This is a genomic window from Niveispirillum sp. FG148, from assembly GCF_057809655.1.
In genome coordinates, this window is the sequence record NZ_JBMDKJ010000026.1 from 48,218 (window position 1) to 68,126 (window position 19,909).

Annotated in this window: 18 protein-coding genes; 12 read left to right on the forward strand and 6 right to left on the reverse strand. The window is 62.8% G+C overall.

From position 1 onward, the window contains the following. Positions 1-14: 14 nt before the first annotated feature. Together ACODTW_RS21830 and ACODTW_RS21835 are read right to left on the reverse strand one after the other, a co-directional pair. Positions 15-1,022, reverse strand: a complete 1,008-nt coding sequence (locus ACODTW_RS21830; protein WP_488948199.1) for a GlxA family transcriptional regulator — start codon at positions 1,020-1,022, stop codon at positions 15-17. Positions 1,023-1,024: 2 nt separating this feature from the next. Beyond that, positions 1,025-1,603 carry an isochorismatase family protein gene (locus tag ACODTW_RS21835; protein ID WP_488948200.1) on the reverse strand — a complete coding sequence of 193 codons (579 nt, stop codon included), beginning with the start codon at positions 1,601-1,603 and terminating at the stop codon, positions 1,025-1,027. A gap of 304 nt (positions 1,604-1,907) precedes the next feature. On the opposite strand from ACODTW_RS21835, the gene ACODTW_RS21840 reads away from it, so the two are divergent. From ACODTW_RS21840 to cysS, 12 genes are all read left to right on the forward strand, one after another. Further along, positions 1,908-2,450, forward strand: coding sequence for a flagellar basal body-associated FliL family protein (locus ACODTW_RS21840; RefSeq protein WP_488948201.1), 543 nt, complete (start codon positions 1,908-1,910; stop codon positions 2,448-2,450). Between the two features lie 19 nt (positions 2,451-2,469). Next, a complete protein-coding gene (gene fliM / locus ACODTW_RS21845) occupies positions 2,470-3,555 on the forward strand; it encodes a flagellar motor switch protein FliM (RefSeq protein WP_488948202.1) in 1,086 nt (361 codons plus the stop codon). Beyond that, the gene (locus tag ACODTW_RS21850; protein ID WP_488948203.1) at positions 3,552-4,076 is read left to right on the forward strand and encodes a DUF6468 domain-containing protein; all 525 of its coding nucleotides are present in this window, start codon (positions 3,552-3,554) and stop codon (positions 4,074-4,076) included. Before fliM ends, ACODTW_RS21850 begins: the two co-directional genes overlap by 4 nt. Then, on the forward strand, positions 4,073-4,999 hold the full coding sequence (locus ACODTW_RS21855) for a MotE family protein (protein ID WP_488948204.1): 927 nt from the start codon (positions 4,073-4,075) through the stop codon (positions 4,997-4,999). Before ACODTW_RS21850 ends, ACODTW_RS21855 begins: the two co-directional genes overlap by 4 nt. A gap of 69 nt (positions 5,000-5,068) precedes the next feature. Beyond that, positions 5,069-5,725 carry a protein phosphatase CheZ gene (locus tag ACODTW_RS21860; RefSeq protein ID WP_488948205.1) on the forward strand — a complete coding sequence of 219 codons (657 nt, stop codon included), beginning with the start codon at positions 5,069-5,071 and terminating at the stop codon, positions 5,723-5,725. 6 nt (positions 5,726-5,731) lie between these two features. Next, the gene (locus ACODTW_RS21865; RefSeq protein WP_488948206.1) at positions 5,732-6,409 is read left to right on the forward strand and encodes a hypothetical protein; all 678 of its coding nucleotides are present in this window, start codon (positions 5,732-5,734) and stop codon (positions 6,407-6,409) included. After that, complete coding sequence (locus tag ACODTW_RS21870) at positions 6,409-7,101, forward strand: OmpA/MotB family protein (RefSeq protein ID WP_488948207.1); 693 nt, start codon at positions 6,409-6,411, stop codon at positions 7,099-7,101. The genes ACODTW_RS21865 and ACODTW_RS21870 overlap by 1 nt, the downstream gene beginning before the upstream one ends. Next, complete coding sequence (locus ACODTW_RS21875) at positions 7,098-10,379, forward strand: tetratricopeptide repeat protein (protein WP_488948208.1); 3,282 nt, start codon at positions 7,098-7,100, stop codon at positions 10,377-10,379. The genes ACODTW_RS21870 and ACODTW_RS21875 overlap by 4 nt, the downstream gene beginning before the upstream one ends. A gap of 86 nt (positions 10,380-10,465) precedes the next feature. Further along, positions 10,466-11,758 carry a replication-associated recombination protein A gene (locus ACODTW_RS21880; protein WP_488948209.1) on the forward strand — a complete coding sequence of 431 codons (1,293 nt, stop codon included), beginning with the start codon at positions 10,466-10,468 and terminating at the stop codon, positions 11,756-11,758. A 96-nt stretch (positions 11,759-11,854) separates the two neighbouring features. Beyond that, the gene (locus ACODTW_RS21885; protein WP_488948210.1) at positions 11,855-13,021 is read left to right on the forward strand and encodes an adenylate/guanylate cyclase domain-containing protein; all 1,167 of its coding nucleotides are present in this window, start codon (positions 11,855-11,857) and stop codon (positions 13,019-13,021) included. A 53-nt stretch (positions 13,022-13,074) separates the two neighbouring features. After that, positions 13,075-14,436: a glutamate--tRNA ligase gene (gltX, locus tag ACODTW_RS21890; RefSeq protein WP_488948231.1), complete on the forward strand. Its 1,362-nt coding sequence runs from the start codon at positions 13,075-13,077 to the stop codon at positions 14,434-14,436. 114 nt (positions 14,437-14,550) lie between these two features. Then, positions 14,551-15,924 carry a cysteine--tRNA ligase gene (gene cysS, locus ACODTW_RS21895; RefSeq protein ID WP_488948211.1) on the forward strand — a complete coding sequence of 458 codons (1,374 nt, stop codon included), beginning with the start codon at positions 14,551-14,553 and terminating at the stop codon, positions 15,922-15,924. 52 nt (positions 15,925-15,976) lie between these two features. Here cysS and ACODTW_RS21900 read toward each other — a convergent pair whose 3' ends face one another. The 4 genes from ACODTW_RS21900 to ntrC all read right to left on the reverse strand — a co-directional run bounded on the left by ACODTW_RS21900 (position 15,977) and on the right by ntrC (position 19,906). Then, complete coding sequence (locus ACODTW_RS21900) at positions 15,977-16,540, reverse strand: RipA family octameric membrane protein (RefSeq protein ID WP_488948213.1); 564 nt, start codon at positions 16,538-16,540, stop codon at positions 15,977-15,979. Continuing rightward, positions 16,540-17,511 (reverse strand): NUDIX hydrolase, encoded by a 972-nt coding sequence (locus tag ACODTW_RS21905; protein WP_488948214.1) that lies wholly within the window; start codon positions 17,509-17,511, stop codon positions 16,540-16,542. The genes ACODTW_RS21900 and ACODTW_RS21905 overlap by 1 nt, the downstream gene beginning before the upstream one ends. After that, entirely contained in the window at positions 17,508-18,188 is a 681-nt protein-coding gene (locus tag ACODTW_RS21910; protein ID WP_488948215.1) for a class I SAM-dependent methyltransferase, read from the reverse strand. The genes ACODTW_RS21905 and ACODTW_RS21910 overlap by 4 nt, the downstream gene beginning before the upstream one ends. A gap of 269 nt (positions 18,189-18,457) precedes the next feature. Beyond that, positions 18,458-19,906 carry a nitrogen regulation protein NR(I) gene (gene ntrC, locus ACODTW_RS21915; RefSeq protein WP_488948216.1) on the reverse strand — a complete coding sequence of 483 codons (1,449 nt, stop codon included), beginning with the start codon at positions 19,904-19,906 and terminating at the stop codon, positions 18,458-18,460. Between the last annotated feature and the right edge of the window lie 3 nt (positions 19,907-19,909).

The window sequence follows — 19,909 nt, forward strand, 5'->3', positions numbered from 1 at the left end:
TGCAGCAATTGTTGTCAGGCGGAAGGGCGGGGTGCGCGTCGGACCGCACTGGGCGGGGCGTCAAAAAACCGGCCCCAGGCGCGCCGCAGCTGGCGTGTGGACCCGAAACCGGCGCGTTCGGCCACGGCTTCCATGTCCAGCCGGGAATTTTCGATCATCCGGCGGGCCAGCCCGACGCGCAGCCGGTTGACATAGTCCGGAACCGTCATGCCCGCATGTTCGCGGAACAGGCGCGACAGGTGGCGCGGACTTGCATGGGCGATATCGGCCAGACCGGTCAGCGACCAATCCCGCGCCGGATCGGCGGCGATCGCGTCCTGCACGCGGTGGATGGCCGGGTGCAGATGGTTACGCCCCTCCAGCCAGGGCGAAAGCTGCGGGTCGGCGCCGGCCCGGCGCAGATAGACGACCAGATAGCGAGCCACCGCCGTGGCCACCCCCGGCCCGCACAGCCGACCCACCAGATGCAAGGCCAGATCGATGCCGGCCGTGATGCCGGCGCTGCTCCAGCATTGCCCGTCTTCCACATAAAGACGGTTCTCCAGCACGCGGCAGCTTGGCGCCGCATCGCGGAGCTGGTCATAGGAGCTGTGATGGGTGGTGCAGGCGCGACCATCCATCAGGCCGGCGCGTGCGGCCGTGACCGCCCCTGAACAGATGGACATGACCAGGTGCGACGGCCGCACGGTACGGCGCAGCCAGTCGACGATCACCTGTTCCTGCAAGTCATCGGCCCGCACATCCTGGCCCGGCAGCGGGTCGATATTGCCCGACAGCATGATGATGGCGTCTGCCGGCACGCGGTCGGGCAGCGGGCCGATATGGCTCAGGACCAGCCCCACCGAACAGGCCAGTTCCGGCATCGGCCCCACGAACTGCATGTCGAAGCGGATGGCCGACTGTTCCACCCCGGCCCTGCGCAGCACCTCCGCCGGGCCGGCCACATCCAGCAGCATGGTCCGTGGCGGCAGCACGACATAGACGGGAAGGGTGCGAACGGTTCCGGCCACCGCATCGATCATGGTCAGGCTGCCTTGCGCTGGTCGTTTTCGGTCGTGGCCCGGGCCAAGGCCTGTTCCACGGTGACGATGCTGGCGAAGCGGCCGTTCAGGACCAGTTCGGTGCGGGCCGTGATCTCATCGGCCGTCCAGGTCCTGCCCAGGGCGTCAGTCATCGGGAAGGTCAGCGTCGCCTCTGTCACGTAATCAACGGCATAGCCCAGGTCGGAGGCGTGGCGCGTCGTCGTCTCGCAGCATTGTTCGGTGCGGATGCCGCAGATGATGACGCGGCGAATGCCGTTCGCCACCAGCCAGATGTCAAGGCCGCTGCCGACCAGGGCACTGTGGCGTGACTTTTCGAATACCGCGTCGGCGGGCACCCGCACCGGGGTCAGGGGCACGATGGTGCCGGATGCCTTGGAAAAGGGGCCTTCCGCGTCGACATGGAAGACCTGGGCGATGCGCAGCCCCGCAGCCTTCGCCCCGTCGATCAGGGTCTGGACCCGTTCCACGAAGCGGGGAAGGTCCTTCTCCTGCCAGTAGGAACGCTGGCGAAAGCTCTCCTGCACATCGACGACGATCAGGGCGGTGTCACGGGCGGACATTTCATGCTCCATCTGGGTGGTGATGGCCGTGACTTTAGGAATGACCGATGATAGCCGAAAGGCACGCGCCGGACCAGGAGCGGACGGAAAAGGACATTCCCGCGGTCACGACGCGGCCACGGGATGCCCGCCATGTGGCATTGGCACGCGGCGGCGGCATCGAATATGCAAGAATTCGTGGCGGCTTTGGCGCAAATCCATGGAAAGCGTTGAATCGGCTTGGTATCATTCCGGTTCGACAGCGATGCCGGATTCGCCTTGGGCGCAGAGGGGCGGGACGGATGTCGGATGGGGGTAGCACAGCATGACGTCGATGGAGACCGATGGCGGATCCACGGAAACCGAGGTGCCGCGAAAGAAGCTGAGCGGGAAGAAGATCGTCCTGTTCTTCGTTCTGCCCATCCTGCTGATCGGGGCCGGTGCCGCCGCTGCCTTCTTCACCGGTGCGCTTGACGGCTTGCTGGGCAAGAAGCACGAGGGTGACGCGGAGCATGCAGAGGAGGCGCACGCAGAGCCGGAGCTGCCCCCCTATCATGGTCCGACGCCCTATGAGGATGTGCCCGACATGCTGGTCAACCTGAACACGGGCGAGCGTCGGGCCACGCTGCTGAAGCTGGGCATCAAGCTGGAACTGTCGCGACCGGAGGAGAAGGCGGCAATCCAGGAGGCGATGCCCCGCATTACCGACGCCTTCCAGGTCTATCTGCGCGAGTTGAAGGTGGATGATCTGCGCGGGTCTGCCGGCATGTACCGCCTGCGGGAGGAACTGTTGATGCGCGTCAATGCCGTGACCGCCCCGGTAAAGGTCAAGGACGTCTTGATCGGCGAATTCCTGATTCAGCAATGATGACGCAAGAGGGTACGTGATGGCCGGGCCCGAGGAGCTGAGTGAAGAAGAACGGATGGCCGCCGAATGGGCGGCCATGGCCGATGAGGGGGCCGGCGACGCCTTTGGTGACCTTGGCGGCGGCGGGGGCGGCGGGGCCACGCGCGTCCTGAACCAGGACGAAATCGACAGCCTGCTGGGTTTTGACAAGGACGGCGGCGGCGACGGCGACAATACCGGCGTCATGGCGCTGGTGAACTCCGCCCTGGTCAATTACGAACGTCTGCCCATGCTGGAGGTGGTGTTCGACCGCCTTGTCCGCATGATGTCGACATCGTTGCGCAATTTCACCTCAGACAATGTCGAAGTCAGCCTGGACCAGATCAGCTCCGTCCGCTTTGGTGACTACCTGAATTCCATCCCGCTGCCGGCCATGCTGGCCGTGTTCAAGGCGGAGGAATGGGACAATTACGGCCTGATGGTCATCGACTCGGCTCTGATCTATTCCATCGTGGACGTGCTGCTGGGTGGCCGTCGCGGCACCGCGGCCATGCGTATCGAAGGCCGTCCCTATACGACCATCGAACGCAACCTGGTCGAACGCATGGTGCATGTGGTGCTGTCGGACCTGTCGGCCGCGTTTGATCCGCTGTCGCCGGTGACCTTCCGCTTCGACCGCCTGGAAACCAACCCCCGCTTCGCCACCATCGCCCGCCAGGCCAACGCCGCCGTGCTGGTGAAGTTGCGCATCGACATGGAAGATCGCGGCGGCCGCCTGGAACTGCTGATCCCCTATGCCACCCTGGAACCTGTGCGCGAACTGCTGCTGCAGATGTTCATGGGTGAAAAGTTCGGTCGCGACAGCATCTGGGAAACCCACCTGGCATCGGAACTGTGGCAGACGGATGTGCATCTGTCGGCCGTGCTGGATGAAATCGTGCTGCCCCTGAACGAAGTGCTGTCGTGGCGCGTCGGCAGCCGTGTGCTGCTGAACGTGGCGCCGGATGAAACCATTGAACTGCGCTGCGGCGATGTGCCCATGTTCCTGGGTCGCATGGGCCGCAAGGGCGGTAACATCGCTGTACGCATCGACCGTGAAGCCCCCAAGCCGGAGTCGCAGCCATGATCGCCTCCATCCTGTCGCTTCTGCTGGACGTGGCCATCGTCGGGCTTCTGGTAGCGACAATCATCTATGCCCTGCGCCTGAACCGCCAGCTTTCAGCCGTCAAGGAAAGCCGGGCGGAGCTGGAAGAACTGGTGCGCGGCTTTGCCGAGGCCACGGCCCAGGCCGACAGCTCCGTCAAGGGCATGCGCAAGGCTGCGCATGAGTCCGGTGAGACGCTGGCCGCCCTGATCAAGCGGGCGGACACGTTGAAGGAGGAGATGGAACTGATCGTGCAGGCGGCCGATGGTCTGGCCAACCGGCTGGAGTCGGCGTCGGGCAAGGCGCGCGCGGCCGTCATGCCCTCCGGCCCCGTTCCGCAGCAATCGTCGGCACCGCGCACGTCTGCGCCGCAGGCACCCCGCCCGGCGGCCCCGGCGCCCGCGCCGCAGCAAGCCGCGGCACCGCAGCCGACCGGCGGGGCTGAGCCCCGCTCGCGGGCGGAGAAGGAACTGCTGCAGGCGCTGGAGAATCTGCGGCCATGACCGACGCCCCGTCACCAAAATCTGGCCAGCCCCAGCGGCCTGCCGCCGTCAAGCCGGCCGTGCGTCCGGCAGCCAGGCCGGCCACCAAGGCCAAGGGGAAAGCGGCACCGAAGGCGGCCAAGCCCCGTCGCGCCCTGATCCGCCCCGGGCTGCTGCCGGCCACTATCTTTGTCGGCATGCTGGTACTGGGGTTCAAGATCGGTGACATCTGGCTGACCCTGACCACGGGCCAGGGATTGACGCTGGTTTCGGCGTCGGTCGCTGAAACGCCAGCCCCACAGGGATTGCCGGAAACGGAAGCCAAGCCGGGCGTCACCGTGCCCAAGCCCGCCGCCGTGGCCCCGCCTGCAACCGCCGCCGGCCAGACCCCGCCGTTGCAGGTTGCTTCCGCTGAACAGGCCCAGCCAGAGCACAAGCCGGCCGGCGAGGACCATGCACCGGCGGCAGCACCGGCCGCCACAGTGCAGACGGAAGGGGCAGCACCGTCCGGCGCGCCGGGCCAGAGCTTCACTCCGACGGAACTGGAGCTGTTGCAGCGTCTGCAGGAACGGCGGGAGCAGCTGGAAAGCCGTGCGCGCGAACTGGACATGCGTGAGGCGATGCTGACCGCTGCCGAACAGCGATTCGATCAGAAGATCGGCGAGCTGCAGACCCTGAAGAAGGAAATCCAGGGATTGCTGACCCAGGCGAACGCCGAACAGCAGGCCCAATTGGACAGTCTTGTGAAGATTTACGAGACAATGAAGCCGGCCGATGCCGCCAAGATATTCAACAAGCTTGAGAATGATGTACTGCTGAACGTGATCAGCCGTATGAAGGAGGCCAAGGTGGCGCCTGTTCTTGCCGCGATGGAAGAAAAACGCGCGCAGGAGGTTACCATCCTTCTGGCAGCACGGAAGAGGCTGCCCACCGTGCCCGAATGATTGTATGTATCGCTCGCTGCCGGCCCGTGGGCGGCCGGTTTTGAAGTAATCGTGCTTGAAGGTGTTTTGATGCTCCGCACCGTCGCCACTGACCCCGTTCTCCAGCAACGCCTGGATACTGCCCGCGTGGAGGCCCGCCAGCCCTTGTCGCGGGAGGAGGTGGCCACGATCGTCGCGTCCGTGCTGTCATCCATGGGCGGTGACCTGGGACAGCATGATCTGCATGTCTATGCGGAGCTGGAAGGGCTGGCCCGGTTCATCAACAATGCCAAGCGCGAGATCGCGTCCATCCAGCCGTCCGACATCCATTCCGAGCATATCCCCCTGGCCACCGACGAACTGGATGCTGTCGTCGGTGCCACGGAGGATGCCACCAACCGCATCATGGATGCCTGCGATCAGATGATGGCCCTGGCCGGGGACGTGCCCCCGGAAGTGTCCAACAAGCTGATGGACATCACCACCGGCATCTATGAGGCCTGTAATTTTCAGGACATTACCGGCCAGCGCATCACCAAGGTCGTGCGCGCCCTGAAACATATCGAGCAGAAGGTCGAGGCCCTGCTGGTCGCCTTGGGCGAAGAAGTGCAGCGCCGTCATCCCGCGATGGAGGCCGCGGCACCGGCCGCAGCGACGAGTGCAGACAGCGATGCCAGCCTGTTGCATGGCCCGTCCAAGCCCGGCGCCGGCATCGACCAAGCGTTCATCGATTCCCTGTTTGATTGAGGCTGAATGCCAGAGACGCCAACATCCGGACGCGCCGATACTGACCTGGCGGTTCCCCTGCGGTTCGGCCGACCAGGCTCGTCCGATGGCGGGGACGGCGCCACGTTGCTTTATCTGGGCGTCTTCATCCTTCTGCTGGCATTCTTCATCCTGCTGAACAGCATTTCGCATTTCCATGACGAGAAGGTGGGCGCCGTCATCCGCAGCGTCGACGATGCCTTTTCGTCCCAGGCAGTGCTGACCGGGGCCGCCGGCGACCGACAGCAGGCGCGCGCCGAAGCTGCGCGTGCCCTGCAGGATTTGGGCGATCTGATCCGTGCCGAACTGCCACTGGCCAAGGTGGAAGCCGGGACGGAGACGGGAACGCTGCAGGTGACCATGCCAGCCGGGGCCCTGTTCGTTGGCAACGGTCTGGACATCCGGCCCGAACAGCAGGGGCTGATGGACCGGGTGGCCCGGGTGCTGGAGCCGCGCCGACGCGGCGTGTCGGTTCGCGCCGAATTGCTGTTATCCACCCAGGATGCGGCGGACATGACGCCGCTGGTGGCCCGCGCCGGGGCCCTGGCCCGCGCATTGTCCGGCCTGGGGGCCAATCCGGCCTGGATGTCCGTGGGCCTGGAAAAGGGCGAGACGGCGGGTCAGTTGCGGCTGCTGTTTGCCGTGCTGTCGACGGAGGGGGCGTGATGGCCACCCCACCGTCCCAGCTTTTCAGCTTTGCGACCCCGCAGACGCCGGCGGGGAAGGCGTGGCTGGTCACGTTCAGTGATCTGATCTGCCTGCTGCTGACCTTCTTTGTCATGCTGTATGCCATGTCGGACCCCGACCCGGCCCGATACCGGGCCCTGGCCGCCGGGGCGCCGGGGGCCAAGCTGGAACAGGTGGGGGAGGAGAGACCCGAAGCCGCCTTTTCCGCCGCCAGCGTGGACCGTGGCAAGGCCATCGATATCGGCTATCTGGGCCGTGTGTTCGAAAGCCAGATGGCGAAGAATCCGGAACTGGCGGATATCCGCATCGCACGGGTCGACGGAACGTTGATCCTGTCCCTGCCCACCGACCTTCTGTTTGCACCTGGCGAGGCCACCCTGTCCGAGGGCGGCAAACGGGCCTTGTTCGTCATGGGCGGGGTCGCGGCCAATATCGGCAATGCTGTGGATGTGGTCGGCCACGCGGATGCCAGCCCGGTGACCCATCGCTACCCCAGCAACTGGGAATTGTCCCTGGCCCGTGCCCAGACGGTGGCCGATATGCTGCACCAGGCGGGTTATCTGAAGGAAATTACCGTGCGCGGTCATGGTGACGGCCAGTCGGGTGGGCGCATCGATCCGACGGCCCGCCGCGTTGATCTGGTCGTACGCGAACATGGTGTGTCGCCATGACGGGTACGATCCACAGATCGGCACGTCGTCTGGCCCTGACCGTGGCCGCACTGGCTTTGCTGTCAGGGAGCGCCCCTGCCTGGGCCCAGCCGGGTCCGTCGGCGACAAGTTCTGCGTCCGCTGCGGTCCCCCGTGTGCCGGTCCGCACCGGTGTGCATCCGGACTATACGAGGCTGGTCTTCGACTGGCCGACAAATACACCCTACGAGGTTGGCCAAGGCGGCAACAATGTCGTCATTGTCTTCCCGGTTACAGCCACGCTCGATCTGGCTGCGGTCCAGCGCGCCAATCCCCGCCGCATTACGGCATTGAGCCAGACGGGCGGGGAGGGGGCGGTGACCGTGACCTTCCAGATACCCGACGGCGCCGGTATCAAGCATAGCCGGGCTGGAAGCCGCATCGTTGTGGACGTGCTGGACAAGGCCCCACCGGCCGCCGCGTCGCCGGCGGCGGCGGGGAAAACTGCCGCCAGCAGTGCGGAGAAGCCATCCGACAAACCGCCTGCGCCTAAGGCGGCGGATCCCCGTGTTGCCAAGGAAGGGGCCCCGCTGTTCGAATTGCGGGGGCGCCCTGCCCCGCAGCAACAGACTGCGGCCACCGCGCCCGCCGCGACAACCGCACCGACATCTCTCGCCCCGCCGCCCACACAGACGGTTGCGGAAGCCGTTAAGCCAGCGGCAGCCGCTGCAGCGGCCCCTCCTGCGCATGGCACACCGGCACCCGCAGTCGCCCCAACGCCCTCGCCGCCACCATCTGCGAAGCCTGGGGCGGCACCTCCTCCCGCACCTGCTGCTGCAGGGCGTGGCGACCCGGCCGCCGTGCCCACGGCACCCGCTGCTGCCACTGCGTCGGTGGTCTCGGCCGCGCAGATGCAGGCAGCCGAACCGGTATCTGCCCCGGTGACCTTAACCTTCGATCCGAAGGTCGCCAGGGGGGCCGCCGTCTATGAGCGCGCCGGCTATCTCTATGTGCTGTTTGATGATGAGGTGCCGCCGCAGACGGCGCCCGCCGTACCAGCCGATCTGCCGCTGGTGATCGAACCGGTAACCGTGGCCGGTGGCAGCGGCTTCCGGGCCACCATGCCGGCCCTGACCGATGTATCCGTCCGGCGTGAAGGTACCGCCTGGCAATTGACCTTCACCCGGGCCACGGATGCCGGCGATGAAGAGCCCGGTGGCTCCATGGCCCTGTCCGCCAAGCCTGATCCTGACTTTGCCTTGGGTGCCCGTCTGGTGGTGCCGGTCGCGGACGCGGAGAAGGTGCTGGCTTTCGATGATCCGGTAGTCGGCGACCGGCTGTTCGTCGTGCCGCTGGCGCTGCCCGGCCCGCATGTGCCGGCGCCGTTGCGGTTTTCGGAAACCCAATTGCTGCCGACATTGCAGGGTGTCGCCATTCGGGCCTTGGACGACCGGCTGGCCGTACAGCCCGTGCGGGAGGGTGTAGAAATCACCGTCCCCGGTGGTTTGCACCTGTCGCCGGCAACAGACACCGTGGTCGTAGCCCCGGTGCCGCCGCCCGTGGTGGAAGAAGAAAAGCTGTTCGATTTCAAACGCTGGGGCCAGGTCCAGCCAAAGGATTTCGTCAAGGCTCGGCAGGCCAAGTGGGAACAGCTGGTTTCATTGCCGGAGGCCGAACGGACGCGGGGGCGGCTGGACGTGGCCCGCTTCTATCTGGCCAATGGCATGGGGTACGAAGCGATGGGCATGCTGACCCGCGTCCAGGGTTTGCAGCCCGACGTGGATCGGCGGCCGGAATTCTTGGCCGTGCGCGGGGTAGCACGGGTGCTGACTGGTGATTTAGCCGGCGCCATGGCGGATCTGTCCAACCGGCAGGTGGCGGCCGAACCCGACACGGCCCTGTGGCGTGCGGCAGCCCTGGCCGGGCAGCAGGATTTCGCCGGTGCCTATAACGGGTTCATGGCGCACAAGGAGCTGCTGGACCACTATCCCGACCCGTTCTATACGGGCCTTGCACTGTCGGCCGCCGACGCGGCACTGCGGACCGGCCATCCCGAAAGCGCCGCCATCATCATGGACCGTGTCGCCAAAAGGGGCGGTGAAACCGGCAGCAGCGCGCCCGCCGTGCAATATTTCCGCGGGGCGGTGTTCCGGGCACTGGGCGACAATGACAAGGCCCTGTCCTATTTCGACAAGGCCCGCAACGGCCGCGACCGGTTGTATGCCATGCGCGGCAAACGCGATTACATCGACACCGCCCTGGCCGCCGGCAAGATGGACCCGAAGGTCGCGGCCAAGGAGATGGAAACCATGCGTTTCGCCTGGCGTGGCGATGCGCTGGAACTGTCCAATCTGCGCCGGATCGGGGAGGTTTACGCCATTGCCGGCCAGTATCCCCAGGCATTCGACGCCATGCGCAACACCATCTCCCAGTTCCCGGACACGCCGGACGCCAAGGAGATCGCGGCCGATATGACCCGGACCTTCACCGACCTGTTCGCCAAGGACGGGGCGGCGAAGATGACACCGCTGGAGGCAATGGCGCTTTACGAACAATACCGGGAACTGACGCCGCCCGGCCCGGATGGGGACCGCATCATCCGCAAGCTGGCGGAACGGCTGGTTGAGATCGACCTGCTGGATCGGGCTGCGCAGTTGCTGGACCATCAGGTGCAATACCGGCTGTCAGGGCTGGAAAAGTCGCAGGTCGGCACGCGGCTGGCCGGCATCCGCCTGCTGGACGGGCGGCCTGAACAGGCGGTGGAGGCCCTGGACAAGAGCGCCACGCCGGAAATTACGCCCGAGCTGGCGGAAGAACGCAAGTTGCTGCGCGCCCGCGCCCTGTCGCAGATTGGCAAGGGGGCGGAGGCGGTGCAGTTGCTGGCCGCCGATCAGTCTGGCAATGCCAACCTGCTGCGTGTGGATATCGCCATGCGTGACAAGCAATGGAAGGCGGCGGCGCAGGCGCTGGGTGACCTGATCGCGCCACCGCCGGCGGCGGGAGCCACCCTGGAGGCCAAGCAGTCCGGTCTGATCGTCAACCGGGCCATCGCCCTGTCGCTGGCGCAGGACAAGGCGGGGCTGGAGGCCTTGCGCCGCGACTATGGCGCCGCCATGGAAAAGACCAAGGACGCCAATGCCTTCCGCCTGCTGACCCGGCCGGAGGAATCGGCCGGCCTGCCCGATGCCGCCACCATCCGGTCGCGCATTACCGAAATCGACATGTTCCGCGGCTTCCTGGACAGCTATCGCACCTCGCGCCAGGAAGCGACAAACCCGACGCCCCCGCCGGCCGCAGCACCCACGCAGCCGCCATCCTGATGGCGCCCATGGACATTGCGCGCCCGGCGGCCCATCTGGGATAATGGGAACGGAACGGGACCGGGTGGGCGGAAGGATTGGACAAAGTGGCGGGTTTGTTTGAAGCGCAGGCGCCGCGGCCCCTGGCCGACCGGTTGCGGCCGCAAAGCCTGGACCAGATGGTGGGTCAGGACCATCTGCTGCGCCCGGACGGCCCCATCGGCCGCATGATCGGGTCGCGGCGGCTGGTCTCCATGATCCTGTGGGGACCGCCCGGCTGTGGCAAGACCACGCTGGCCCGCCTGCTGGCCCAAACCACGGACCTGCATTTCGAGCCGCTGTCGGCCATTTTCAGCGGCGTTGCCGACCTGCGCAAGGTGTTCGAGGCGGCAAAGGCCCGGCGGCTGGCCGGACAGGGCACCCTGCTGTTCATCGATGAGATTCACCGCTTCAACCGATCCCAGCAGGACGGCTTCCTGCCCTATGTGGAGGATGGGACGGTCACCCTGGTGGGGGCGACGACGGAGAATCCCAGCTTCGAGCTGAACGCTGCCTTGCTGTCGCGCGCCCAGGTCTTCGTGCTGAACCGGCTGGATGATGCGGCTCTGGAAAAGCTGCTGTGCCGGGCGGAGGCGGAAGAGGGGCGGCCCCTGCCGCTGGACGCCGATGCGCGCGCGTCGGTCAAGGCGCTGGCCGATGGCGACGGGCGCTATTGCCTGAACCTGTGCGAGGAGTTGTTTGCGCTGCCGCCGGGCAAGGTGCTGGACACCAATGCCCTGGCCAGTGCCGTGCAGCGGCGCATGCCCCTTTATGACAAGGCGCAGGAGGGGCATTACAACCTGATCTCCGCCCTGCATAAATCCCTGCGCGGGTCGGATACGGACGCCGCACTCTATTGGTACGCGCGCATGCTGGCCGGCGGGGAAGATCCGCGCTATATCGCCCGCCGCCTGACCCGGTTCGCGGTGGAGGATATCGGCATGGCTGACCCCGCCGCCCTGATCCAGGCGACGGCGGCCTGGGAAGCCTATGAACGGCTGGGCAGCCCGGAGGGCGAACTGGCCATCGCGCAGTTGGTGATCTATCTGGGCACGGCACCGAAATCCAACGCTGCCTATACCGCCTATAAGGAAGCGGTGCGCGCCGCCAAGGAGACGGGAAGCCTGTCGCCGCCCAAACATATCCTGAACGCGCCCACCAAGCTGATGAAACAGCTGGGCTATGGTCACGGCTACAACTACGACCATGACACGGCCGAGGGATTCAGCGGCCAGAACTATTTCCCCGAGGAGATGGGACGGCGCGACTTCTACCGCCCCGTGGAACGCGGGTTCGAGCGGGAGGTGAAAAAGCGCCTGGATTACTGGGCGCGGCTGCGGGTGGAGAAATCGTCAGGATAGGGTTTGCGCACATCCCACCCCGGCGTCCGTAACCCCTTGCGCCCACGGGCACGAAACCCCACTCTCTTCCCGCCTGTTGCCGGAGTGTTCCTGCCTTTGTCCGCCATCCTGTCCAACCGCATCCGACCGATCGCCGACTGGCTGTTGCTGGAAGGAAGCCGGCTGTTCGACATTGACCTGCTGTTTGCCCAGCTGGTCGACCGCGTGGCGCAGGTTGGCATTCCCATCGGCCGTGTGTCGCTGAACCTGGAACTGCTGCACCCGGAAGTGGTGGGCGAGGGGCGGGTCTGGCTGTGCGGGCAGGCGACGGGCGCGCACCGGCTGAATCGCGTCGATACCAATATAGAGGAATATCTGCACAGCCCCGTGCGCCAGGTGGACGAGACGGGGGAGCCGTTCCGCGTGCGCCTGCATGCACAGGACACCAACATGCCCCTGCTGGCCCGGCTGAAGCGGGAGGGGTTCCAGGACTATTACATCATCCCCATCCAGGTGCAGGACCGCCACCGCTCTGCCGCCATGTCGTTCGCGTCCAAGCGCGTGCCCTTTACGGACGCGGATATCAAGGACCTGGAACATGTCGTCGCCGCCGTTTCCCCCATTCTGGAGGCGCGGGTGGTGCGCAATATCGCGCGCGACCTGCTGGCCACATATCTGGGGGTCGGGGCCGGGGAACGGGTCTATGCCGGCCAGATTTCCCGCGGGGATGCAGACAGCATCTTCGCCGCCATCCTGTTCTGCGATCTGCGCGGCTTCACCCGCTACACCTCGGAAAACCTGTCGGCCAATGTCGTGGCCCGGCTGAACCATTGGTTCGATCTGGCCGTGGACGCGGTGGAGGCGCATGGCGGGGAGGTGCTGAAATTCATCGGCGACGGTATGTTGGCCATTTTCCCGGCCGACATGATGAACCCGCGCGAAGCCTGCGGCCATGCCCTGGCGGCGGCATCCACCCTGCACCGCGCCGTGGCGGAATGGAATGCGCAATGCCCTGACGGGCATGTGCCCATCGATTACGGCCTGTCGCTGCATCTGGGCCATGTCGCCTTTGGCAATATCGGCGGCAAGCGCCGGCTGGATTTCACTGTCGTGGGGCCGGCCGTCAACCTCGCCTCCCGCCTGCTGGATGTGGCCAAGGTGCTGGACAGCCATTTCGTCGTGTCCTCCGCCTTTGCCGGCTGCTCCGGCCGGCCCATGCGGACGCTGGGCGTGCATCACGTCCGGGGGCTGGACATTCCGGAAGAGATTTTCGTGCCCTGTTGATGGCAGGCATGGTATCGCTGCCGCCTTCATTTCCATGAGATTTCCCCGCGCACATCATGACCATCGCCGTCCGCTTCGCGCCCAGCCCGACCGGCCATCTGCATATCGGCAATATCCGCACGGCCATTGTGAACTGGCTGTTCGCGGCCCGCCATGGCGGCAGCTTCATGTTTCGCCTGGACGATACGGACGAGGAACGGTCGACCCAGGCCTTCGCCGATGCTATCGCTGAGGATCTGACCTGGCTGGGCCTGACCTGGGATCGCTATGCCCGCGAGTCCGACCGCTATGCCCGCTATGCCGAAGCGGCGGCGGCGTTGAAGGCGGCCGGCCGGCTTTACCCCTGCTATGAGACGCCGGAGGAACTGGGCCTGAAGCGCAAGGCCATGCTGGCCCAGCATCGCCCGCCCCTCTATGACCGCTCATCCCTGCGCTTGACCGATGCCGACCGCGTGCGGCTGGAGGGGGAGGGCCGGCGGCCGCATTGGCGGTTCAAGCTGGACCATGCCGATATCGCCTGGGACGATCTGGTGCAGGGGCCCAAGCATTTCCGGGGCGCCGACCTGTCCGACCCCGTGCTGATCCGCGAGGATGGGCGCCCGCTCTACACCCTGACCTCCGTCGTTGACGATCTGGATTTCGACATCACCCACATCGTGCGTGGCGAGGACCATGTCACCAACACGGCCGTGCAGGTGCAGTTGTTCGAGGCGCTGATCGGGATCGAGGGGCGGGGTTCCGTGCCCACCTTCGCCCACCTGCCCCTGATCGCCGGGTCGGAGGGGGAGGGCCTGTCCAAGCGGCTGGGTTCCCTGTCCGTGCGCTCGCTGCGGCAGGAGGAGGGGGTGGAGCCGATGGCGCTGTGCGCCTATCTGGCGCGCCTGGGCACGGCCGATGCCATTGCCGCCGCCACGTCACTGTCCGAACTGGCCCAGGGCTTCGATTTCGGCAAGTTCGGGCGCGGCACGCCGAAATTCGATGCCGACGAACTGATGCGCCTGAATGCACAGGTGCTGCACGCCGCCCCCTTTGCCGCCGTGGCCGACCGGCTGCAGGCGCTGGGCATGGACGGGGTGGAGGAGGCCTTCTGGCTGGCCGTGCGCCCCAACCTGTCGCGCCTGTCGGACGCCAAGGAATGGTGGGCCGTGACTCAGGCCGCGGTGACACCGCTGGTCGATGATGCGACCTTCCTGGCCAAGGCGGCGGAATTGCTGCCCGTGGGGCCGTGGGACGAGACGACCTGGGGCATCTGGACCAAGGCCGTGTCGGCCGCGACGGGGGCCAAGGGCAAGGGCCTGTTCCTGCCGCTGCGCCGTGCGCTGACCGCGCATGAGCATGGGCCGGAACTGAAGACCCTGCTGCCCCTGATCGGGCGCGACCGGGCGCTGGCCCGGCTGGCGGGGAAGGTCGCGTGATGGTCCGGACCTGCGCAACCCACCCCGGCGTCCGATGTTGCCTGCCTGCCATCGTTCTTCACGCCTGCGCCTGATATCGTCCCCAGACGGACACCAGCACCCGGAAAAGCTCCCATGACCCTGTCGCTCTACAACACGCTGCTGCGGACCAAGGAAGCGTTCGCGCCCATCGACCCGGATCATGTGAAGCTCTATGTCTGCGGCCCCACGGTCTATGACTATGCCCATATCGGCAATGCCCGCACCTTCAGCGCCTTTGACCTGCTGGCCCGGCTGCTGAAGCATCTCTATCCGCGCGTGACCTATGCCCGCAACATCACGGACGTGGATGACAAGATCATTGAGCGGTCGCACCAGTCGGGGGAGCCGATCGACAGTGTGACGGCCCGGACCACGGCGCAGTTCCATGCCGACATGGATGATCTGGGCCTGCTGCGCCCCGATATCGAACCGCGCGCCACGCGCCATATCGGCGATATGGTGGCGATGATCGGCACGCTGATCGACAAGGGCTATGCCTATGCGGCGGAAGGCCATGTGCTGTTCAACGTGCCGGCCATGAGCGACTACGGCCAGCTCTCCCGCCGCAGCCAGGACGAGTTGATCGCCGGCGCGCGGGTGGAGGTCGCACCCTATAAGAAGTCGCCCGCCGATTTCGTGCTGTGGAAGCCGGCCAAGCCGGGCGAACCCGGTTGGGACAGCCCCTGGGGTACGGGCCGGCCGGGTTGGCATATCGAATGCTCCGCCATGACGGCGGCCCATCTGGGGCAGGTGTTCGATATCCATGGCGGCGGCCTGGACCTGATCTTCCCGCATCACGAGAACGAGATTGCGCAAAGCCGCTGCGCCCATGGCACGGCGGTGATGGCTAATGTCTGGATGCATTCCGGCTTTCTGACCATTGCCGGCGACAAGATGTCCAAGTCGCTGGGGAATTTCTACACGGTGCGGGAACTGCTGGATGAGTATCCGGGAGAGGCGCTGCGCCTGGCCATCCTGTCGGCCCATTACCGCCAGCCGCTGGATTTCAGCAAGGACAAGGTGACCCAGGCCCGCGCCACGCTGGACCGCTGGTACGGCGTGCTGCGCGCGGCTGGCGAGGTGCCGGTGGCGCCCGTGCCGGCGGAATTGCTAGCGGCCCTGACCGACGATCTGAACACGCCGCTGGCTATCAGCGTCCTGCATGAACTGGCCAATGCCTATCACAAGGCCGACGACGATGCCGCCCGCACGGCAGCCGCCGCCGCGCTGAAAGCCGCCGCCGGCCTGATGGGCTTCCTGCAACAGCAGCCGGAAGCCTGGTTCAAGTGGCAGCCGGCCGGTGCCGGTGGGCTGGACGATGCCGCCATCGAACAGGCCATCGCCGACCGTCTGGCCGCCCGCAAGGCCAGGAACTTCGCCGAAGCCGACCGCATCCGCAACGACCTGGCCGCCCAGGGGGTTGTGCTGGAGGACGGGCCGAAGGGCACGACCTGGAAGCGGGGGTGATTGGAGACTTACGGGGAGGCACAATGCTGGCGCGCATCACTAAGATTTTAGCCTACTGAACGTGACAGCACAGGCATCCATCTTTAAAGCTGCAATAATAATTGAAGGCCCTGAATAATAATACCATGGTAACGATCGACCAGAGTGCAGTTGATACCATTGAAAGTAAAATCATGTTGTAAGTTACGGAGTATTTTTGCACTATTTTTTTATCCACCCATTTTCTGATAAATGACCTATTGTCCTGGCTTCCTTCGGAGTGTAATGATTCTTTGACTTGATTTATGACTTCAGTGGTCGTGCGCTCGAACGACCTTATTTTTTGCTCCTTGGCCAGCGTAACAACTTCTACCTCCCAACTTTCTTGCCAGAATTTTGACCCTAAGTTCGTTCGGAACCAGAAAAAGGAGGCCCATGTTGCAAATACAGAAACAATAAATGAAAATAGTTGATCTTTAATGGAGAATGTCGCAACACCTAACGCAGTCATAAGGACAAGAAAATAATTTGATCTTTGCCAAAACAACTGAATCTCGAAAGCTCTATTATCAAGAGCGATTTTTAGCTCTGTAGCGGCAAGGTCTTTATTGCCCACATTATTGCGTGAAGATTCCATTATAACCTCCCCAAAATAATCTGTCCCTCATAAATATTTCTGAGAATCATGCCCGACCATAGATCAAAATCACTTAGATCATTTAATGGGCATTTTAAATCCAGCCATCCTAACTGATTAATCGATAGCTCCCCCTTTTTAGGTAGTTCGTCCGTCTTGTGGTTAAAAGCGACTAAAACTGCAATATGATGTTCGGCATCAGGACTATCATCTACATTGATATATCCAAGTATGTTGGCGCGGTTTATAGCATCAGCTTTATCTTGATAAATGTCATCTAAGAATAGTTCCTCTTTTAACTCGCGGGCAGCGTTTGAACGGAAAGCATTTTCCCCATGGGTAAATAAGTCAAAATCCATATCATTAACATGTCCACCAAATCCAACACTGAGCTGCCCTTGAAGGAGCTTGCTTGTAGTTGTAAATTTACCTCTGCGATAAAATAAAAGCTTGCTATCGTGATAAACTAGCGTAAATGTAACAAACTGCTTAACCGTGTTATCTTTCTCTGCTAAAGACCTATCCATAAACTTACAAATTCCCCTGTAAATTTCCTCAAATTTATTGTCGTCATATTTTGTATATTGTCCGTAAATCAGATTAGATAGGTCGGACCTTGCTGCCACGAGGACGTTCTCTTTGCGTATTGACTTCGATCGAAGGTGACCGACGTAGACACTTCTGTATTCTTTTGGCGTTCCAGGCTTGTCGGCCAACTCATGTAAGTAAAATTTTGCTGGAGCTGTTCTGTAAAAAAGAGAGTCTCCACTTTCAGATCGAATATGCTCGGCCAATCGCGCAGCCAACGTCTTGTGCATGGTGGCGCCAAAAAGGTGGTCAGGCAAAAAATTACCTTGTCGAGCAACTTCGAGCATTTCAGCCGGAGTTAACGGCCGAGATTCTCGACGGATTGCCTCAGCGGCAAGAGTCAAATATGCGTTACCGCTGAAAGCCGTAAAGTGCGCGTTCACTGTCTCAGCCCTCTCCACCGGAAAGATAGCAGGTAATTACGAGCGCCATCATCCCCGCTTTCAATAAGCTCCACAAGCTCAAAACCTAATGTCAACATACGACTAACTAGGTACTCGGTTCGCATAGCCTTAAAAGGATAGGATTCATTTGTAAATTTATCGATCTTTTTGGAAATAGATACAGTCCCAGAAAGAAAGTCGAGTAAAATTTTAGGTGAATCAATGCTGCTTCTGATAACGTCTTGCCAGGAGTCTGGCATACCGATCAAGACAATTCCATTTTCAATAATTAACTCAGTTAGACGTTGGATGAATATTTGGAAATTATCGACTTCAAGAAGCGTGAATGTAACAATTATTGCTTCAAATTTTTCAATAAATTCATGCGATATAAAGTCTGTGCAAATAATATCCATATTAATATCGTTATTAACTAGGCGCCTAGCAACAAATAATCTATCTTTATCCAGATCTATCAATGTCCATTTTGGCTTTCTATTCAATAATTCGTTAACTTTTCTGGGTATATAACCAGTGCCAGTTCCGATATCGAGTATATTCCTAGGGGTCACCCTGTTCATAATTATTGCAATATTAGGAATGATAAATTTATTTCGAACTGGGTCGATTTGGCAACCAGCTTCCCAACGTTCTGCTTTTTCGTCAGCTAAAGGCATCGCTCTACCTCGAATTGGCGCGTCTCAACTTGCCAAACCGCCCGTTGCGTATCGTAGCGCATCCGAAGAGAGAAGTTCCATCAAAAAATTTCATTCCTATTTACTTCTGACATTTTTGAATGTCTGTCAGAAATCTCTATTGTTGACAACACTATTGATGGATATTTTTTTATTATTATATATAAGTAAGATTTAATGATAGTTAAATTCATAATACAGAGAGGAGAAAATATTAAATATATAAATATTTTCTCCTCTCTTTCTTTCTATTACTTCAGCCCCCGCACCACCTGAATATCCAGATCCCGGATCTTCTTCCTCAGCGTATTGCGGTTCAGGCCCAGCATGTGTGCTGCCTTGATCTGGTTGCCCCGTGTCGCCGTCAGGGACAGCGACAGCAGCGGCCGTTCGACCTCCCGCAGAATCCGGTCATAAAGGCCGGCCGCCGGGATGCCGTCCTTATGCGCGGCAAAGTACTCCCGCAGGTGGCGTTCGACGGCGGCCGACAGGCCCTCGTTCACCGGTTCCTGCACGGGGGCGGCGGCGGGGTTGGTTTCGGCCAGTTCGGTGTCGATGACGTCGAGGCTGATCACCTCCTGCGAGTAGAGCGCCGCCAGGCGCTGCACCATGTTTTCCAGCTCGCGCACATTGCCCGGCCAGCGATAGCGCTTCAGCCGGTCCATGGCGGCATTGTCCACCGTCTTGGCCGGCAGGCCCTGCTGCGCCGCCTGGTTCAGGAAATGGCGGACCAGGGCCGGCACATCCTCCGTCCGTTCGCGCAAGGGCGGCAGGCGGATGGGTACGACGTTCAGGCGGTAGAACAGATCCTCGCGGAACAGGCCCTGGCGGATCAGGGTGCGCAGGTCGCGGTGGGTGGCCGCCACGATGCGCACATCGGTCTTGATGGGCGTGCGCCCGCCGACGGTGGTGTACTCACCTTCCTGCAACACGCGCAGCAGGCGCGTCTGTGCCTCCAGCGGCATGTCGCCGATTTCGTCCAGGAACAGGGTGCCGCCCTGCGCCTGTTCGAACCGGCCCGTGGAGCGCATGGTGGCGCCGGTGAAGGCGCCCTTCTCATGGCCGAACAGCTCGCTCTCGATCAGTTCGCGCGGGATGGCCGCCATGTTGATGGCGACAAAGGGCCCGCCGCGCCGCTTGCCATAATCATGCAGGGCGCGGGCGACCAGTTCCTTGCCGGTGCCGCTTTCGCCCGTGATCATCACCGTCAGGTCCGTACCCATCAGGCGCGCCAGGACGCGGTAGATCTCCTGCATGGCCGGCGACCGGCCGATCAGGGGCAGCGCCTCCTCCTCCGGATCCTCCACCGGTGCCGGGGTGGGGGCCGTAGTGGGGGCGGGGGCCGACAGCGCCTTCTGCACGATCGCCATCAAGTCCTTCAGATCGAAGGGCTTGGGCAGATAGTCGAAGGCCCCGCGTTCCGCCGCCTTCACGGCGGTCAGCAGCGTGTTCTGCGCGCTCATCACGATGATGCGCAGATCCGGCCGCAGCTTCTTGATACGCGGCACCAGGTCCAGGCCGTTTTCATCCGGCATGACCACATCGGTGATGACCAGATCGCCTTCCCCCTCCTGCACCCATCGCCACAAGGTGGCGGCGTTGCCGGTGGTCTTCACCTCGTGCCCCAGACGGGCCAGGGCCTGGGTCAGAACCGTCCGAATGGCCCGATCATCATCCGCAACAAGAATGGTTGCGCCCATTTT